Raw genomic sequence first — 18,430 nt, forward strand, 5'->3', positions numbered from 1 at the left:
GAAACGTTCAAACTCACGGCGACTTGCTCACCACGGTCAGCACGCCGCCACCGGGCGAACGTGCCTGCACGCTGCGGTCGTACATCGATTCGCCATAGGCCGGCGGCACGATGAACTTGCCCGCATTGCTGGCCTTGATGCGATAGACGAACTCGCGCACGTCCGGCGTGGCCGTGCCGTAGATCACCACGCGATCCTCGCGTATATCCGCGTACTCCGGCCACCAGGTCGAGCTTGACAGTCCGACCGGTGAACGGAACGCCGTCGGCTTCACCTGGCTGTCGCCGCCCTGATCGGCTTCGCCGTTCGCATCGACCTGCTGCTGGTCGGTGACCGGCGGCGGCGGATCGATCACCGGCTCGAAGCCACCCGGCAGCAGATCCACGATGGCGACATTGCCGACGCCGTCGCTGCCGGTCGCGCGGATCTTGATATGGACGTCTATTTCTTCGCCCACGCTGATCTGATCGAGCGGCTTGCCCTGGCTGTCGGTGTAATCACGCACGATTTCCATGCCGTCCTTGATCGCCTTGGATGGCGCGTCGGTGTCGTAGCCGCCCTGGCTGGCCACGTGCCAGGCCGGCAGGCTGCTGCCGTTGGAGAAACGCAGCTTCGCCGCTGTTGTACTCCAGCTTCCGGCCTGCAGCAGACTGCCCTGAATGGCCGCGATCGACTTGACCGTACCGTCCCCGTGCACCTCGTCGATGGCCAGCTTGTCGAGTTCGCCCGCGCTCTGCGTGGCATACGCGTCCATGGCCAGGATCGTCATCGCCGACGACAGCGTATTGAAGCGGTTATGCGCCAACGGCCAGGTAATGTTTTCCATCACCTGCGGTGACAGCGCCTTGGCCCGATCGGGGAAATACTTCGACAGCAGGTACAGCACGCTGGCGTCCCGGGTGAGCGGATCGTAGTAGTACTGGTAGACGTAAGCGTCCTTGTCCAGCTTGCGCTCCAGCGCTTTCTGCGGACCGGCAATCAGCTGATTGGCCTCCTTGTCCTGCTTGAGCATTTCGTATGACGCTGCCAGCCATGCCGCCGCCAGATCGCTCTTCCAGTCATTCGGAAACGCTTCCTGCAGACGCTTCTGCACCGCCGCCAGATCGTTGGTGGTGACGTTGCCCTGGCGGGTCAGCAGATACACCGCATAAGCGCGCTGACGCAGGGCATCGAGTGAATCGATGCTCTCGTCAGCCGCCAGCTGATGCAGATACTTGTTGCCGGCGTCGAGCATGTCAGCCGGCACGGTCACGCCGCGGTCGCGCGCCTCGAGCAGGAAATGCATCGCATACGCGGACACGAACGGCTCGGAGTCCGGCGTAGCCGACCACACGCCGAAGCCGCCCTGCCCGTTCTGACGCGAATGCAGCGCATCGAGGAACTGGGCCAGCGCCTCGTCGTTGCTGATCTTCTTCTCGCTGAGCGCCGGTTGCAGGACGTGGGCGAAAACCGGTACCACCGGCCATTTTGCCACCACCAGACGCGGCATCGCCGCGCTGATCAGCTGCTCGCTGCAGTAGTTCTGGTAGTTCACCAGATAGCTGGTCAGCCCCTCGGCCAGCACGACCGGCAGGGTCGAGATCGCCGCGTCGCGCGAGGCGTAGGCGTCGTAAAGTTTGCGCAGATCGGGCAGCTCCACCTTACTGTGCGCATCGACCAGGCCAACGTCGACCTGGGTGCGATACGCCGAGGCGGGCCGCACCGAAAGGTCCACGCTCTGCCTGGCCGACTTGTCGCCGTAGCCGGCGCTGAAGGCGAGAGTGCCCGAGCCCAGCGTGCGGGTGGCCTTGATGTGAAAGATCGCCACACCTTCGCGCATCTCGCCCAGGGTCAGGCTCTGCGTGGCATTGCCGACCACCTGCAGCTGCGGTCCGGTTTTCAGCGTCACCGCCACCGGCACCTGCTTGCCGTTGAGGCCGGTGAGATTGTTGGCCACGCCGACGCTGACCTCGGCTTCGTCGCCGGGCGCCAGCGTGGTGGGCACGTTGGGCGACAGCACGAAATCACCGCGCACCGTGGTCGAGCCTTCGAACGTGCCGATGCGATCGGGCGACACGGATACCGCCATCACGCGCAGCTTGCCGTTGAAGTAATCGGGCACCGTGTAACTGAAATCCTTTTCGCCGTCGACGTCGACAATGCCGGACCAGAACACCACCGGCTTGTCGCGCTTGCGCTTGAACGGGTTGAGCTGACGACCGATGGCGCCGTCGGCATCGCCGCCCGGCGCGGCCATCGCCATCAGTTTCTCGAAGTCCGGCAAGATCAGGTCGAGAATCTGCGATGTGCCGACCTGCAGCATGCGCTTGCGGAAGAAGAACTTTAGCGGGTCGCCGAGCTTGTAACGCGCGACCTGCAGGATGCCCTCGTCCACCGCAAACACCACGGCCTTGGTCGGCTGGCTCGAATGCAGTTTGAGCGTCAGCGTCTGGCCGGGCTTGACCAGCGCCGGCGAATCCACCGTGATCGGATTGCGCCGCGCGTCCAGGTTCACCGAGAACGGCACCACGCCGTAGCTCAGCGGGCTCATGAATACCTCATCCGACGACGGATCGCGGATGTACTGCACGTTGATATAGCCGTTGCCCTCGAAATCCGCCGGCACCGTGATGTGCTGCACCGAGCTGGTCGTATCGGCGTGGAACCACGCGTGGGCGTAGACCTTGTCGCGCTCGATGGTGATCAGGCCGCTGCCCGCATATGGCGCACGGATGGCGATTTCCATCGGCTCGCCCTGGGCGTAATCCTGCTTGCTCAGATTGAGCTGCAGTTCGGCGTTACGGTCGAGCGAGCGCGAGATGTTGGCGTCGCCGGCCACCGAGTACTCGACGCGGTTCACTTCCGTGCGATCGGCGGCGCGACGGATCACCAGGGCGTAATTGCCGGGCTTATCGGTGGGCAGCGCGTAGTCGAGACCGGCTGCGGGAATCGCCAGCGGCTGCTCGCTGATCGCGATTTCCTTCAGCTTGGAGTCGTATTTGTAGACGCCCGAATCCTGCTTGGTCAGCACGGAGACAAACCGCCGCTCGATCAGCTGTGCCTTCAGGTCGCTGAGTGCAAAGGCTTTTGCCTGTGGATTGATCGCCACCAGATGCACCGTCCGCGGGCTGTCCCGCTTGACGTAGTCGAGGTTGTCCACCGCCTTGTAACCGACCAGCCAGTCGTTGCGCGAGACCAGCGTCTGCGCGGCAGCCGCCACGCTGCGACCGCCCTCGGCCTCGTAGGCCTTGCTGAGGAAATACAGCTGGTAGGTGGCATCGGCATATTTCTTCAGGTCGAGATTGAACTCGGCGTGGCCTTTGTCGTCGGTCTTGCCGTCCTGCAGATTTTCCTCGTAGCCCTCCTTGGCGCGGCGCACGTCGTAGAAGTGGTAGTCGGGCCAGCTGTGGAACGCCGGCCACGCCGGACGCAGCGTCAGCGAGGCTTCCACCCGGCGGTCGGCCGCCGGCGTGCCGAACAGGTTCTGCACATCGACGATGCCCTTGAGCTGGTCAGGCTTGACCCAGCCTTCCGGCACCTGCTCGGAGAGCTTGGCGCTGACCTTCATGCGATCGGGCAGAAATTCCTTCACCTGTATGGTGGTCGTGCCGATCTGCGCGTCGGCCTTGCCGTCCTTGACGATGTAAAGATTGACCGTCCAGGTGCCGGTCGGCGCCGTTTCGGCCGGCGTGTAATCGAGCTCGCCGAAGCCGGACGCGTCCATCGTCAACGGCATCTGCTTGACGGTGACACCGCGCGGATCGACCACCTCCGCCTGCAGCGGAATACCGGCCACACTACGCGTCCAGCTGGCCGCGCGCACGATCAAGCCGATGTGGAACAGGTCGCCCGGACGATAGATGCCGCGATCGGAAAACAGATAGCCCGAAAGCTGGCCCTGGTTCACCGCATTCTGTTCGCCGCCGATATCGAAGCGCGAGTAATCGAGCTGGCGATCCGCGCCGCCGATCGGCAGGAAGGACAGATCGTCGCCTTTCCTGACCACGTACATGACCGGCTTCTTTTCACGGTCCAGTCCCTTGAACGTCGGGAAGTGCACCGTGCCATCGCCGCTTGTAGCCTGCGTGTAGAGCGTCTGCCCGTTGACGGCGAGCACGGAGACGCTGGCCTGACCCACCGGTTGGCCGGTGCGGATGGACTGCACGAAAACATCCTGGCTGCCGTCGAGCGAGCGCTTCACCAGCATGCCCAGATCGGTCACCACGATCAGACGGGTGTCGGTCGGCATCGCCGCGTTGTCGGCAGCACCGTCGGCTGACTCGTCACCCTCGTCGGCCTCACTGCTTCCTTGATCGGCGCTGTCGGCCGTATCGCTGCTGTCCTCGCCGGCTGCGCTGGTGTCGCTCGCAGGCGCGCCGCCGGGCGCCTGCGCAGTGCCCTCCAGCGCGCGCGCTTTTGCCTTGGCCGCCGCCGCGGCCTTTTTCTTCTCGGCCACCGGGTCGTAGCCGGACAGGTGCAGCAGAAAGACGCCGCGCTTGCCGTCTTTCAGATACTGGCCAAGGTCGACGCCCTCGTAATGCGCCTTGCCGGGGTCGGTCTTGGGAAACGCCTGCTTCTGTTCAAAGCGTTCGACGATATGGTCTTCGCTGAAGCCATACATCAGTTCCGGATGGCTATAAGTGCCCTGGTTGAGACTGACCAGATGCTGCAGCTGGTCTGGCAGCACGCGACCGATCTCCAACTGCATCCCGGGCAGATTGCGCGACACGACCGAGACGCGCTTGCTCCCGCTGAGCGAGAGCAGCGAGCCGTCGGCCATGAAGCGAAGCAGCTTGGGATAGTCGGGCACCGTAAAGGCTTGAGCCGTCGGCTTGCCGAGCACATAACCGCCGAAGGATTTAAGCCCCGTGCCGACATGCACGTAGATGCGCTGACCGGGTTCGGCGTGATATTTGAAGCTCTGCAGCGTGGCGAAATCGTCTTCGGTCGGCACCAGCGCGATCGGCAACGGCTGAGATTTGCGCAGGACCGCGTCGCTGACCTCGGACACGTCCCAGCCGTAAGGTACGTCATCATCGGCCTGGTCTACACCATCCTTCTTGCGCGGCAACACCCAGGCCTTGGTCAGGCCGGCAAGATCGCTGCCGCGTACCTTGCCGCTGGCGTTGATCACCAGCACCTGTTCCGGCTCGTATTTGTCGTTGTCGACCAGGGTCGGGCCGATGTCCTGCAATGTCAGGCTATATAGGCCGGGCACGCGGATACGCGCCTGCAAGGCATCGGGCGTACCGTCACCACCGTGCGAACTGCGTACCCCGCTGTCCAGCTTCAACAGTACGGCACTGTCATCGCGCGGCAGATCCAACGGTTGCGAATGCACCCACGCGTTGAGCTTGAACGCGTCGTAGGTGACGGTAAATTTCATCGGCGTGCCGGGCTTGCCGTCCTTGTCGGCCAGCGCGATCGCGATACGTTTCTCGAACTGCGCGGTATCCACCGGATAGTTGAAATTGACCGGCACTATGGTGGTCTTGGCCGTGGGGTCCTGCGGATCCTGATAGAACTCGCCGTTGCCCAATTTTGCGCTGAAAGCGGGCAGATCGACCGCAAGACGATCGTCCGCCATCAGCACGTGGGGCGCAAAGGCATCGGTAACATCAAATCGCACCTCGATATGCGCACCGACAGGCCAATCCTCGGCAGGGACAAAGCGCAATGTGTGATCGTCGGTCCAGGTCCATGCGCCTTTGAGCGCAGGGCGCATGTTGATGCCTTTGGTAACCGGTTTGCCGACCAGCTCGATCGGCGCTGCCGATCCCGAAAAAGCGATATCGAGCGGATGGATGGTGATTTTCGGCGTGCCGTCCGGCTGCGCGAGATAGTCGGTCACTGCAGGCGTTTTCGCCTCGAAGCTAATGCGTTCGGGCTCGATCGGCCTGGGGCGATGCTGGTACCACTGCCAGCCAAGCCAGGCGGCGGCGATCACCAGCAACGCGATGAAAAAGCCGCCGGCAAACTGCCGCGGCTTGCGCTTGATCGCCGCGCCGGTCGCGGGCGCCCAGGTGGGCGCGGACCAGGATACATGACCAAAAATGGGCCGCAGGATCCAGCCCAGTCCACGAAACAAACCACGCGCAAGGCGCACCGGCAACATGAGCAGAAACCGCAGCAGATCCATGACGTCCCCTTTTCTTCATCCGATGATTGCGACAACAGTGCATTCAAATCGCCCGCATTGATGCGCCTACGGGCGTAGCGACGGCAATTGTTCCTTATTTCCCCAGGCATTCTGCGCGTCGAAAATGGCAGACTGCGGCGCCGATTCTGACATGTCGCGGAAGAGCTTGGCAGTCGGCGCAGGCCTCGTTCGGCACGCTCCCCCAAAGCAAAAGGCCGACATCCATCGGATGTCGGCCTTTATCGCCCGCACAGTAGATTGGGCTTCGACTTATGAGTCGGACGATTAAATCTTGCCGACGAAATCGCGAACCACGGCAGCCAGGGTGGGGTCCTGCATGGCCATATGCATAGTGGCGCGTACCAGGCCGGCCTTGTTGCCACAGTCGAAGCGCGTGCCTTCGAAACGATAGGCGAGAACCCTGCCCTGCTCTTTCAGCAGCGCCTCGATCGCGTCGGTCAGCTGGATCTCGCCGCCGGCTCCTGGCGTCGTTTGCTCCAGCAGCTGAAAGATGCGTCCGGGCAACACATAGCGCCCGACAACGGCCAAGTTGGACGGGGCGTCGGCCGGCTTGGGCTTCTCCACCATGTGGTGAATCCAGGCGCTGCGTTCATCGACCGGCGTGGCATCGACGATGCCGTATTTATCGGTGTCGCTGTGCGGCACTTCTTCCACGGCAATGACACCCGCATCCTGCGCGTTCGCCAGCTCGGCCATCTGCCGCAGCGCGCCCTTGCCGGTACCGATCTTGCCGTTCCAGATCAGGTCGTCGGGCAAGACCACGCCAAACGGTTCGTCGCCGACCACCGGCTTAGCGCAGAGCACCGCGTGACCGAGGCCGAACGCTTCGGGCTGGGTCACAAAGATCGCGCGCACATGCGAGGGTAGCGTGCCCTGCACGAGTGCCAGCAGTTCGTCCTTGCCCTTTTCTTCCAGTTTCGCTTCCAGCTCATAGGCCTTGTCGAAATAATCGGCGATCGCGTGCTTGTAGCGATTGGTGACAAAGATCAGCGTATCGGCACCGGCATCCACGGCTTCGTCGACCGCGTACTGGATCAACGGCTTGTCCAGCACCGGCAGCATTTCCTTCGCTACGACCTTAGTCGCCGGGAGAAAACGCGTGCCGAGTCCGGCAACGGGGAACACGACCTTGCGCAGGGGTTTACTCACTCACTCTTCTCCGGGTTGATGCGGCGTATCGACACCACGTTATCGGGCTGCGCCACTTCGGTCCAGCGGAAGGACGGCAGAAGGCTCGACACGCAGCGCCGCAGCTCTTCTTCGTCGAACACATCGCTGGCTTCGGCGGCCTTGTTCAACAGGGCCTGCAACAGCTCCCACGAAACTTCGCGGTGCTGCGCCAGAAAAATTTTCGAATGGCCGGTGCCGCTGTAATTTTCCAGCGGATGGAACAATTCTTCGAACAGCTTTTCGCCAGCGCGCAGACCCGTATAAACGATGGGAATCTCCGTGCCGGGCTTTTTGCCGGTAAGGCGAATCATTTGCTCGGCTAGATCGCGAATTTTCACCGGTTCGCCCATGTCGAGCGCGAAAATTTCCCCACCCTTACCGATGCTCGCCGCCTGCAGAATCAGCTGACAGGCTTCGGGAATGGTCATGAAATAGCGAGAGATTTCAGGGTGGGTCACCGTGACGGGGCCACCGTCCAGAATCTGCTGGCGAAAAAGGGGAACGACCGAGCCCGCCGAATCCAGCACGTTGCCGAAGCGTACGGTCATGAAACGGGTATCGGCGTGAGCGTTGAGGTTCTGGCAGTAGATCTCGGCCACGCGCTTGCAGGCACCCATCACGCTGGTCGGGTTGACCGCCTTGTCGGTGGAGATCAGAACGAAACACTCGACCCCTACCTCGCGCGCCAGATCGGCCACTGTGCGCGTGCCGAGCACATTGTTGCGGAAGGCCGATCGCAACTGCGCCTGCAGCATCGGCACGTGCTTGTACGCCGCGGCATGGAAAATCACCTGCGGCTTGGTTTCGGCGAAGGCTTTCTGCATGGCGACCTGATCGCCGCAATTGGCCAGTATGCCCTCGAAGATCAGCTCCGGAAAATCGGCACGCAGTTCCTGCATGATGCGATAAAGGTTGTATTCGCTCTGCTCCACCACGATCAGCGACTGCGCACCGAGTCGCGCAATCTGACGACAAAGCTCCGAGCCGATCGAGCCGCCGCCGCCGGTTACCAGTACGCGGCGGGCGGTGAGCGTTTCGCGGATGGACGTCCAATCGAGTTCGACGGCATCGCGGCCGAGCAGATCCTCGATCGCCACCTCCTTGATCTGGTTGAACTGCGCGCGCCCGGCAACGACGTCCTCCAGCCGGGGAATCGTGCGATACGGCAGTCCGGTATGGTCACAAAGCTCTACGACGCGCCGCATTTCGCTGGTCGAGGCCCCAGGCAGCGCAATCAGCAGCATCTGCACCGCCGCCTCGCGCACCACGTCCGACAACTGGTCGAAGCGACCCAATACGGGATGGCCATTAATGCTGGCGCCGCGCAGGCTGGGCTTGTCATCGACGAAACCAACTACGGCATAGCGGCTGTCGCGACGGAGATCGCGTGATAGCACCTCGCCAGCGCGGTCCGCGCCAACGATGAGAACGCGCTTCACGTCATCGCTGTTCTTAAGCAGCTCGCGGCGGCTGTCTTTCCAGAAACGGTAGGCCAGCCGCGGAAGCCCCAGCAGCGCGCCGAGCACCAGCGGGTAAAGCAGAAAGGTGGTGCGGGGAACGCCGTCCAGTCTGTCGTACAAAAACAGTGCCAAGCCTATCGTTACTGCACCTATCAGCGAGGCGCGGGCGATATTCCACAAATCCGGCAGGCTGGCAAAACGCCATACGCTTCGATACAGACCGGTCCATCGCAGAATCAGCCCTTGGATAACCAGAACGATGGGAAATTCGAGCAATTGGAAACTGACGACGTCGCCGGGGTTGAACGTGTAGCGCAACATCTTGGCGATCCACCAGGCCAGCGCGGTCATCGCCAGATCGTGGATCACGACGGCGACGCGCGGGTGGATAAAACCAACCAATTTACGCAGCGACATGACGATCCTTCGACAGGTTGCGTCGCATGCAGCGACGTTTGAGCAAAAGCCACATGGCCGATGCGCTTAGGTAGAACGCCATAGTAATCGGCAGGGCGATGTTCAGATGACTGAACGCCAACCATGCAAACGGGCCAGCCACCAGGAGATTCCAGGCCATATAGCGAACATCCGTTCCCCCGTGCGTGCCACCGCGTCGGGTCATCCACTGATACAGGTGCTCTCGATGCGGCTTGTACCAGCGCTTGCCTCGTAACATTCGCATCACCAATGTCAACGTGGCATCAAGCACAAATGCCGACGAGAGAATCAGCACCGGCCAGAGCAGCGCGTGATCGAGCCCCCAGAGCATGGCGCCAAGGCCGAATATCAGAAAGCCCGTACTGCCGCTGCCGACATCGCCCATAAAAATACGTGCTGTCGGGCGGTTAAATAGCCAGAATCCCAACGCCGAGGCGGCCATCGCCGTTGCGCCGATGGCCAGCGCCAACTGCCCGATCGACCAGCTCATCCAGGCCAATCCAGCCCCGACAAAAATGATCTGCTGCGCCAGCAGCCCGTCGATGCCGTCCATGAAATTATGCAGATTGATGCTCCATGCACCCGCGCCCAGCAAGAGCGGCAGCCACCACCACGACAAACCGGTAGCGAGCAAGGCGCTGGAAAACAACAGCACGGCAAGCAGCTGCGCACCGAATCGGGGCAATACCGGCAGCGGACGATGGTCGTCCCACCAGCCGACCAGAGCGACGAGTGCGAAAGCGATCTCCAGGCTGACGACGATGGGAGCTGTCCATGCTTTCTGTGTGCTGAGCAAGGCTCCTGGCATGCAAACCAGGAGCGCGAGAACCAAGCCGATACCGCCGCCACGCGGCGTGGGAATGCGGTGCGACCGACGCTGCCCAGGTTGATCCAGCATGCCGCGCCAATGTGCGTAAGCAATGGCACCACGGACGAGGAAAAATGTGATGATCAGAGCGACGAATGGCCAGGCAGCGACAGAAACGATACCTGTCGTCATTCGCTGGCCACGCCATGAATCGGTCGTACCGTGCCCCAGCTCTTGCAGCTGGGGCACTGCCAGTGATGCGCCTTGGCACCGAAGCCGCAGCGGCTGCAGCGATACATCGCCTGCCCCTCCAGCAGCTTCTTGGTGAGATCGCGCAGGATCAGGAAATTCTCGCGCGCTTCGCCTTCGATTCTATCCATCGTGGCATCGATCAGCGCCATCAGGCCGCGCACCGACGGGCGCTGACGCAGCTGCGAGGTGAGAAAGTCGATCGCCGCACGTTCGCCGTCGCGCTGGCGATAGATATGCGCCAGCGCCAGCACCGGGGAGATGCCGTGGTAGCGGCTGAGCATGTCGCGCAAAAACGATTCGGCACGATCCATCTGCTGCGAGCGCGCATAGCTGTTGAGCAGCGGCGGCAGAATCTCCGGCGCAAACGCGATATCGGCATCGATGGCGGACTCATAGGCCAGCACCGCTTCCGCGTGATGATCGTCCTCGGACTGCAGCCGACCGGTCAGCATGAAGGCGCGCACGCAGTCGGGCTGGCATTCGAAGGCCTGACGCAGGTAGTCGCGCGCCTCGGCGCGCGCGCCGTGCTGGCGCGCGCGGTCGGCCAGTTCGCAGAAAAACTGCGCCTTCATCGCCGCTTCGTCTTCGCCGGTCATGGCCTCGAGCCGGCGCGTGTGCTCGATCGCCTTGTGCCAATCGCGCTCGTGCTGATAGATCGCAATGAGATGCCGCAGCGCGGAAGGCGCATGCGCGTCCATCGCCACCAGATCCGAAAACAGCGCCTCCGCGCGATCGAGCAGACCGGCCCGCATATAGTCTTCGCCCAGCTCTAGCAGGGCCACCGTTTTCATCGCGTCGGACAAGCCTGGGCGCGACACCAGATGCTGATGCAGGCGAATCGCGCGATCCACCTCGCCGCGGCGGCGAAACAGATTGCCGAGCGCCAGATGCGTTTCGACGGTATCGCGGTTGTACTCGGCGAGCTTGAGGAACACCTCGATCGCCTTGTCCTGCTCTTCGTTGAGCAGATAATTCAGGCCGCGGAAATAATCCGAGGACAGCTCGCTGACTTCAGCGCCGGAGCGTTTCGCGCCCAGTCGACGAGAGGCCAGCCAGCCGAGTACGAAAGCCACCGGCACCAGCAGAACCAGCGCGTAGGGATAATTCATGCAGCGGCCGACAGCTTCTTTTCGTTGTCGCGCAGCTGCCGACGACGTTCACGGCGTTGGCGCGTGATCACGCCCAGCCACGCTGTCAGCCCGCCGAGCAGCCAGCCGATCACTAGCGCACACAGCAACGCCGCGCCCTTTGGCACATGCACCCGGGCAAGTACGAGGTCGTAGTTGACCATGTCGGCATTCAGCGCACCGACCACGATGCCCGCCGCCGCAAAAACCAAAAGAATAAGGATGACTAGTAATCGCATGCGTCGACTTTACCCGATTGACCGTGACTGGCACAGATACCGACGCGAGCGCCGACCGCGGGCCAACGGCTTGCGATGCTTGCGCGGTTCCGACAATGACATACATAAAAAAGGCAGGATCGACTTGCGGTCGCCTGCCTCGATAAACGTGTTTTGCTCACGCAATCAACTACTGGTTTCTTCCAGATGCTGATTCACCCGTTCCCGTAGCTCTTTACCGGGTTTGAAATGCGGTACGTGCTTGCCGGGTAGCGCAACGGCGTCGCCCGACTTCGGATTGCGCCCCATGCGCGGTGGCCGATAATGCAGTGCAAAGCTTCCGAAGCCACGCACTTCAATACGCTCACCGTGAGCAAGGGCATGACTCATCTGTTCGATCACGCTTTTGACGGCCAATTCGACGTCTGCAAACGCAAGATGGGTTTGACGCCTTGCCAGCGCCTCGATCAATTCAGATTTGGTCATGGGACCCCAATGTCCGTGACGTTAAACAACGGGGCGGCTCGTGCCGCCCCGTGTCGTGCTCTCGCAACGATCAGTCGGCCTTGTCGAACTGTTCCTTCAGCAGCGCGCCCAGCTTGGTCGTGCCGGTGGAGGCGGAAGCATAGTCTGGAGCGGCCGGCTCTTCCGGCAGATCGGCCTCATCCTTGGCGCGAATCGAGAGCGCCAGCTGGCGACCCTTGCGATCCATGCCGGTGAACTTGGCTTCGACCTTGTCGCCAACCTTCAGATGCTCGGTGGCATCGTCGACGCGCTCCTTGGCGATGTCACTGGCGCGCAGGTAACCCTCGACGCCCTCGCCCAGGTCGATCAACGCACCCTTGGCGTCGACTTCCTTCACCACGCCGTTGACGATCGTGCCGCGGGGGTTCGCCGCCATGAACTGGCCGAACGGATCCTGCTCCATCTGCTTGATGCCCAGCGAGATGCGCTCGCGCTCCGGATCGACGGCCAGCACCACGGCCTCGATCTCGTCGCCCTTCTTGAAGTTGCGCACCAGCTCTTCGCCGGTCACCTGCCAGGAGATGTCGGACAGATGGACCAGACCGTCGATGCCGCCATCCAGGCCGATGAACACGCCAAAATCGGTGATCGACTTGATCTGGCCGGAGACCTTGTCGCCCTTCTTATGCATGGCGGCAAAGGCTTCCCACGGGTTCGAGCGGGTCTGCTTGATACCCAGCGAGATGCGGCGACGCTCCTCATCCACGTCCAGCACGGTGACTTCGGTCTCGTCGCCCACCTGAACCACCTTGGCCGGGTTGACGTTCTTGTTGGTCCAGTCCATTTCCGAGACGTGCACCAGGCCTTCCACGCCCGGCTCGATCTCGACGAAGCAGCCGTAGTCGGTGACGTTGGAGACCTTGCCGAACAGGCGGCTGCCGACCGGGTAGCGGCGGGCGATGGCGACCCACGGGTCGTCGCCCAGCTGCTTCAGGCCCAGCGAAACGCGGTTGCGCTCCTTGTCGTACTTCAGCACGCGCACGTCCAGCTCGTCGCCGACGTTGACCACTTCGGACGGATGGCGAACGCGCTTCCACGCCATGTCGGTGATGTGCAGCAGGCCGTCGATACCGCCCAGATCCACGAACGCGCCGTAGTCGGTGAGGTTCTTGACCGTGCCCTTGACCACCGCGCCCTCGGTCAGGCGCTCAAGCAGCTGCTCGCGCTCGGCCGAGAACTCGGTCTCGACCACGGCACGGCGGCTGACCACGACGTTGTTGCGCTTGCGGTCGAGCTTGATGATCTTGAACTCGAGTTCCTTGCCCTCGAGGAAAACCGGATCGCGCACCGGGCGCACATCGACCAGGGAGCCCGGCAGGAACGCGCGGACGTCCTTGATGTCGACCGTGAAGCCGCCCTTGACCTTGCCGGAGATGAGACCAACGATGGTCTCTTCCTTGTCGAACGCGTGCTCCAGATCGTCCCACACCATCGAACGCTTGGCTTTCTCGCGCGACAGCTTGGTTTCGCCGAAACCGTCTTCCAAAGCTTCGAGGGCAACCTTCACCTCGTCGCCTACCTGCACCTCAAGCACGCCCTGCTCATCGCGGAACTGCTCGATGGGGACAATGCCTTCGCTCTTCAGGCCGGCGTTGATCACGACGACGTCGTTGCGGATTTCCACAACGATACCGGTGACGATGGCGCCAGGCTTCAGCTTGGAGATGGCCTGCTGGCTCTGTTCAAACAGTTCGGCAAAACTTTCAGTCATGTTGATTCCATAGTGGGAAAAGACCGCGGCTCGCTGCGCTTTACTTAAGATTGCGCACGTACCGGCCGGTCCACCGGTTGAGGGCAAGTCCGGGTGGTTCCCGCAGGAACGACAACCCTTGTCACCGTTGGCCAAAATCCCGACGTCGCCTCCAAAGGGAAGCTTCGACCGGGACGAGAAAACCGCGGTGCCGCTGTTTACGGCTGCACCACGGCGAGTACTTTCGCGACGACCTCCTCGATGCCCATGCCGGTGGTGTCGATCAGCAAGGCATCTTCGGCAGGCTTGAGCGGCGCGACCGCACGCGATGCATCGCGGCTGTCACGCGCCTCAATTTCGCGCTGAAGGCCGAAAAGTGTAACGCTAAGTCCCTTTTCCTTCAACTGCTTATAGCGTCTTTTCGCTCTTTCGGCGGCACTGGCGGTAAGAAACACCTTGAACGCGGCATCCGGAAAGATCACCGTCCCCATATCGCGCCCGTCGGCCACTAGCCCGGGCGCTTTGCGAAAGCCGAGCTGCAGCGCTACCAAGGCTTCACGCACCGATGGCATCGAGGCAATCGCCGAGGCGGCCGCGCCAGCCGTCTCCGTGCGCAGCTCGTCCGTCGCGTCATGCCCGTTGACGAGGACGCGAGTCTCGCCGCCATCGATCGCCGCGCTGAACCTGATGCGGGTGCTGCGCGCGCAGCGGGTTACCGCGTCCACGTCGGACAGATCCAGCCCCTCCATACCAGCGGCATAGCCCACCGCGCGATAAAGCGCACCCGAATCGAGCAGACGCCAGCCCAGATGCCGGGCCACCAGCGCGCTGATCGTGCCTTTGCCTGATCCCGATGGTCCATCGATAGTCAGAACGGGCGCGGGCGTGGCATGGCTCATGAAGAATCCTGGTTCGAGGAAAAGCAGGCCGCCAGTTTAGCGCGTGCACCGCCTCGTTGACCCCGACTGAGTCGCGTGATATCACACCAATGCGCTTGGTTCGCAAGCTTTTCCGACCCCCATCATGACCGATCTTCGCCGCGAGTTCGAACAGGCCGCTGAGGATATTCAGCGACACGGCAAGCGCCCTGACAACGACACCCTGCTCAAGCTCTACGCGCTTTACAAGCAAGGATCGGAGGGTGATCTGAACAGCGCGCCACCCGGTTTTTTCGATTTCATAGGCACGGCCAAACACGAGGCGTGGGCCAAGCTGCAAGGTGTATCGGAGGAAGAAGCAATGCGCCGCTACATCGCCCTCGTGCACCAATTGCTGGCCTGAAACGGCAATACGCTCCATCCAACACTTGCTTTCAACCCTCGAACACCGGCACATTCATACGATTGTTTGAACCGGCCGTGATCGCATGAACTATCCGCACCTGTTTGCCCCCTTGAACCTTGGCCACGTCACCCTGCCCAACCGCATCCTGATGGGATCGATGCACACTGGGCTCGAGGACAAAGCCAGCGATTACGATAAGTTGGCCGCCTATTTCGCCGAACGCGCCCGCGGCGGCGTGGGCCTGATGGTGACCGGCGGCATCGCCCCGAGCATTCGCGGCTGGCTGAAACCCTTCGGCGGTCGCCTGTCGATGCCATGGCACAAACCGCGCCACCGCAAGCTGACCGATGCCGTGCACGCCGAGGGCGGGCTGATCTGCATGCAGATACTGCACGCCGGCCGCTACGGCTACCACCCGCTGTCGGTGGCACCCTCGAAGATCAAATCGCCGATCACGCCGTTCACACCGAGCGCGCTCAGCACGCGCGGGGTTGAGCAGACCGTCAGGGACTTCGTGCGCTGCGCCAAGCTGGCGCAGGAGGCCGGCTACGACGGCGTCGAAGTCATGGGTTCGGAAGGCTATCTGATCAACCAGTTCATCGCCGCCCGCACCAATCAACGCAGCGATGCCTGGGGTGGCGACGCCGCAAGGCGCATGCGCCTGCCGATTGAAATCGTTCGTCGCACACGCGAAGCGGTGGGCAAGAATTTCATCATCATCTATCGCCTGTCGATGCTCGACCTGGTCGAAGGCGGCCAGGACTGGGACGAAATCGTTACGCTTGCCAAGGGCATCGAAGCGGCCGGTGCCAGCATCATCAATACCGGCATCGGCTGGCACGAAGCGCGCGTGCCGACCATCGTCACCAGCGTGCCGCGCGCCGGTTTCGCCTGGGTCACAAAGAAGCTCAAGGGCGAGGTCGCGATCCCGCTGATCACCACCAACCGCATCAACATGCCCGACGTGGCGGAAAGCATTCTTGCCGACGGCGCCGCCGATATGGTCTCAATGGCGCGGCCGCTGCTGGCCGACCCCGAGTGGGCGGTAAAGGCCAAGGCCGGACGTGGCGACCGCATCAATACCTGCATCGCCTGCAATCAGGCCTGTCTCGATCACGTCTTTCAGAGCAAACGCGCTAGTTGCCTGGTCAACCCGCGCGCCTGCCATGAAACCGAGCTGGTCATTACACCAGCCTCGAAACGCAAACGCATTGCCGTCATCGGCGCAGGCCCAGCCGGCCTGGCCTGTGCCAGCACGCTGGGCCAGCGCGGCCACGCCGTGACGCTGATCGACAAGGCGCAGGAAATCGGTGGCCAGTTCAATTACGCCAAGCAGATCCCAGGCAAGGAAGAGTTTTATGAAACCCTGCGCTACTTCGGTCATCAGCTGACCGACCACGGCGTCGACGTGCAACTGGGCCAGACCGCGGATGCGGTCTCGCTGGTCGCCGGCGGCTACGACGAGGTGGTCATCGCCACAGGCATCACGCCGCGCGCGGTGAGCTTTCCCGGCAGTAATGATGCTCGCGTTCTGAGCTACTTGGATGTTTTGGCGCGCCACGCGCCGGTCGGCGCAAAGGTCGCCGTGATCGGTGCCGGCGGCATCGGATTTGACGTGGCCGAGTTTCTCGTGGAAAACGCTCCCTCAGCCGCCACCGACGTGGCGCGCTGGACCCACGAATGGGGCGTGGACATGCAGCTGGCGCACCGCGGCGGCCTGCAGAAACCGCAGCCCGAGGCACCGGCTCGGCAGATCTGGGTGCTTCAGCGCAGCGAGGGTCGACCCGGCGGACGGCTCAACAAGACCAGCGGCTGGGTCCACCGCGCCACCCTCAAGGCCAAGCAGGTCCAGATGCTCGGTGGCGTCAGCTACGAGCGCTTCGACGACCAGGGCCTGCATATCACTGTCGGCGGCCAGTCGCAGATTTTGCCGGTCGACAACATCGTAATTTGCGCGGGTCAGGAGCCGAACCGCCGGCTGGCCGATGACTTGATCGCCGCCGGCATCCGGGTTCACGTCATCGGCGGTGCCGACGTGGCGGCCGAACTCGATGCAAAACGCGCTATCGCGCAGGGTACGCAGGTCGCCAGCCGGATGTAGCCGCCTCGGCGCGAGAGCTGCCGGTGGGCTGCCAAAAAAAAGAACGCCCCGCGTTTGTAACGCATCAACATGGGTCAGGGGGGAGATGACCAGATGTCGTATTTAGCGTTACCGCGGGGCGAGGGCCACCGCCGCTAGGGGGAGGGGAAGCGGCGGGACGAGCGGAAGTATGTGATCGACGCATCTAAGTATCCAATATATATTTAGGCTCTTACTTATTTGATAACGCTATAAATCAGCAATGTGTCGATATGTTTGATTTTCGCCAGCTGCGTTATTTCGTGGCCGTCGCCGAGGAGCTCAGCTTCACTCGCGCGGCGATCCGGCTGCACCTGTCGCAACCGCCGTTATCGCAGCAGATTCAATCGCTGGAACAGGATCTGGGCGTGCGACTGCTCGAGCGCAACAAGCGCAACGTCGCCCTGACCGAGCCCGGCAAGATTTTTTTGGAAGAGGCGCGGCAGATTCTGGCCAAGGCCGATGAGGCGCGCAGCCACGTCGTCGCGGCGGCGAAAGGCCATAGCGGACAGCTACGCCTGGCTTACACGACTTCCGTCTCTTTCCATCCTGCGCTACCGCAGACGCTACTGCGTTACGGGCAAATTGCGCCGAACGTGCGCCTGCAGTTGAGCGAGATGTACACCGAACCTCAATTCGCCGCGCTGCTGGCCGGTCACATCGACGTCGGTTTTGTGCGCGATGAACCGCTGCACGCCCAGGATGCGCGCAATTTACGGCTGCGCGTGATCGATCGCGAACCCCTGGTGCTTGCCGTGCCGATCGGCCACCGGCTGGCCGGCCGAAAAAGCCTGCGCCTGATCGAAGTCGCCGGTGACGCGTTTATTTCCCAGCCGCGCGAGCTTGCCGCCACGCTCTACGACAGTTTGGTCAAACTGGCGACGAAGGCGAGCTTCGAGCCACTGATCATTCAACAGGCCCAGCAGATCAATGGCCTGCTGGCACTGGTCGCGGCAGGACTTGGCATGGCGCTGGTGCCTGCGAGCATGCGCGCGGTGCGTCTGGCGGGAGTCAGCTATTTAGCGCTGGAGGATTCCGACGCCTATCTTCTACTGGCTGTGGCTTGCCGCGTCGACGACGACTCCCCTGCCCTTAGGCAATTTATGGCCACCGTGGCCGATGCGGTGACCGCCGTGCAAGGCTTGTGATAACCACGTAGCCCCGTTACACTTGCTGACTTAACTTTTGAATAGTGTCAGG

The 18,430-nt window shown here is 62.3% G+C and carries 12 protein-coding genes; 3 read left to right on the plus strand and 9 right to left on the minus strand.

What is annotated here, in order from left to right; genetic code table 11:
* Positions 1-13: 13 nt before the first annotated feature.
* The 9 genes from HDE76_RS02000 to cmk all read right to left on the minus strand — a co-directional run bounded on the left by HDE76_RS02000 (position 14) and on the right by cmk (position 14,726).
* The gene (locus HDE76_RS02000; RefSeq protein WP_184505132.1) at positions 14-6,118 is read right to left on the minus strand and encodes an MG2 domain-containing protein; all 6,105 of its coding nucleotides are present in this window, start codon (positions 6,116-6,118) and stop codon (positions 14-16) included.
* A gap of 285 nt (positions 6,119-6,403) precedes the next feature.
* On the minus strand, positions 6,404-7,288 hold the full coding sequence (gene galU, locus HDE76_RS02005) for a UTP--glucose-1-phosphate uridylyltransferase GalU (protein ID WP_184505134.1): 885 nt from the start codon (positions 7,286-7,288) through the stop codon (positions 6,404-6,406).
* Positions 7,285-9,186 (minus strand): nucleoside-diphosphate sugar epimerase/dehydratase, encoded by a 1,902-nt coding sequence (locus tag HDE76_RS02010; RefSeq protein WP_179476658.1) that lies wholly within the window; start codon positions 9,184-9,186, stop codon positions 7,285-7,287. The genes galU and HDE76_RS02010 overlap by 4 nt, the downstream gene beginning before the upstream one ends.
* Positions 9,173-10,105, minus strand: a complete 933-nt coding sequence (locus tag HDE76_RS02015; protein WP_255481379.1) for a glycosyltransferase family 4 protein — start codon at positions 10,103-10,105, stop codon at positions 9,173-9,175. Before HDE76_RS02015 ends, HDE76_RS02010 begins: the two co-directional genes overlap by 14 nt.
* A 98-nt stretch (positions 10,106-10,203) precedes the next feature.
* Entirely contained in the window at positions 10,204-11,376 is a 1,173-nt protein-coding gene (gene lapB / locus HDE76_RS02020; RefSeq protein ID WP_179476660.1) for a lipopolysaccharide assembly protein LapB, read from the minus strand.
* Entirely contained in the window at positions 11,373-11,633 is a 261-nt protein-coding gene (locus HDE76_RS02025; RefSeq protein WP_179476661.1) for a lipopolysaccharide assembly protein LapA domain-containing protein, read from the minus strand. The genes lapB and HDE76_RS02025 overlap by 4 nt, the downstream gene beginning before the upstream one ends.
* A gap of 165 nt (positions 11,634-11,798) precedes the next feature.
* The gene (locus HDE76_RS02030) at positions 11,799-12,098 is read right to left on the minus strand and encodes an integration host factor subunit beta (RefSeq protein WP_179476662.1); all 300 of its coding nucleotides are present in this window, start codon (positions 12,096-12,098) and stop codon (positions 11,799-11,801) included.
* Positions 12,099-12,168: 70 nt separating this feature from the next.
* Positions 12,169-13,848 (minus strand): 30S ribosomal protein S1, encoded by a 1,680-nt coding sequence (gene rpsA / locus HDE76_RS02035; protein WP_179476663.1) that lies wholly within the window; start codon positions 13,846-13,848, stop codon positions 12,169-12,171.
* Positions 13,849-14,045: 197 nt separating this feature from the next.
* On the minus strand, positions 14,046-14,726 hold the full coding sequence (cmk, locus tag HDE76_RS02040) for a (d)CMP kinase (RefSeq protein WP_184505138.1): 681 nt from the start codon (positions 14,724-14,726) through the stop codon (positions 14,046-14,048).
* A 124-nt stretch (positions 14,727-14,850) separates the two neighbouring features.
* Here cmk and HDE76_RS02045 point away from each other — a divergent pair, with 124 nt between their 5' ends.
* The 3 genes from HDE76_RS02045 (at position 14,851) to HDE76_RS02055 (ending at position 18,378) form a co-directional block, all read left to right on the plus strand.
* Positions 14,851-15,108 (plus strand): acyl-CoA-binding protein, encoded by a 258-nt coding sequence (locus tag HDE76_RS02045; RefSeq protein ID WP_179476665.1) that lies wholly within the window; start codon positions 14,851-14,853, stop codon positions 15,106-15,108.
* Positions 15,109-15,193: 85 nt separating this feature from the next.
* A complete protein-coding gene (locus tag HDE76_RS02050; RefSeq protein ID WP_184505140.1) occupies positions 15,194-17,212 on the plus strand; it encodes an NADPH-dependent 2,4-dienoyl-CoA reductase in 2,019 nt (672 codons plus the stop codon).
* A 251-nt stretch (positions 17,213-17,463) separates the two neighbouring features.
* Entirely contained in the window at positions 17,464-18,378 is a 915-nt protein-coding gene (locus HDE76_RS02055) for a LysR substrate-binding domain-containing protein (RefSeq protein ID WP_184505142.1), read from the plus strand.
* Positions 18,379-18,430 lie beyond the last annotated feature (52 nt).

The sequence above is a fragment of the Rhodanobacter sp. ANJX3 genome, assembly GCF_014200755.1.
Lineage (GTDB): Bacteria > Pseudomonadota > Gammaproteobacteria > Xanthomonadales > Rhodanobacteraceae > Rhodanobacter.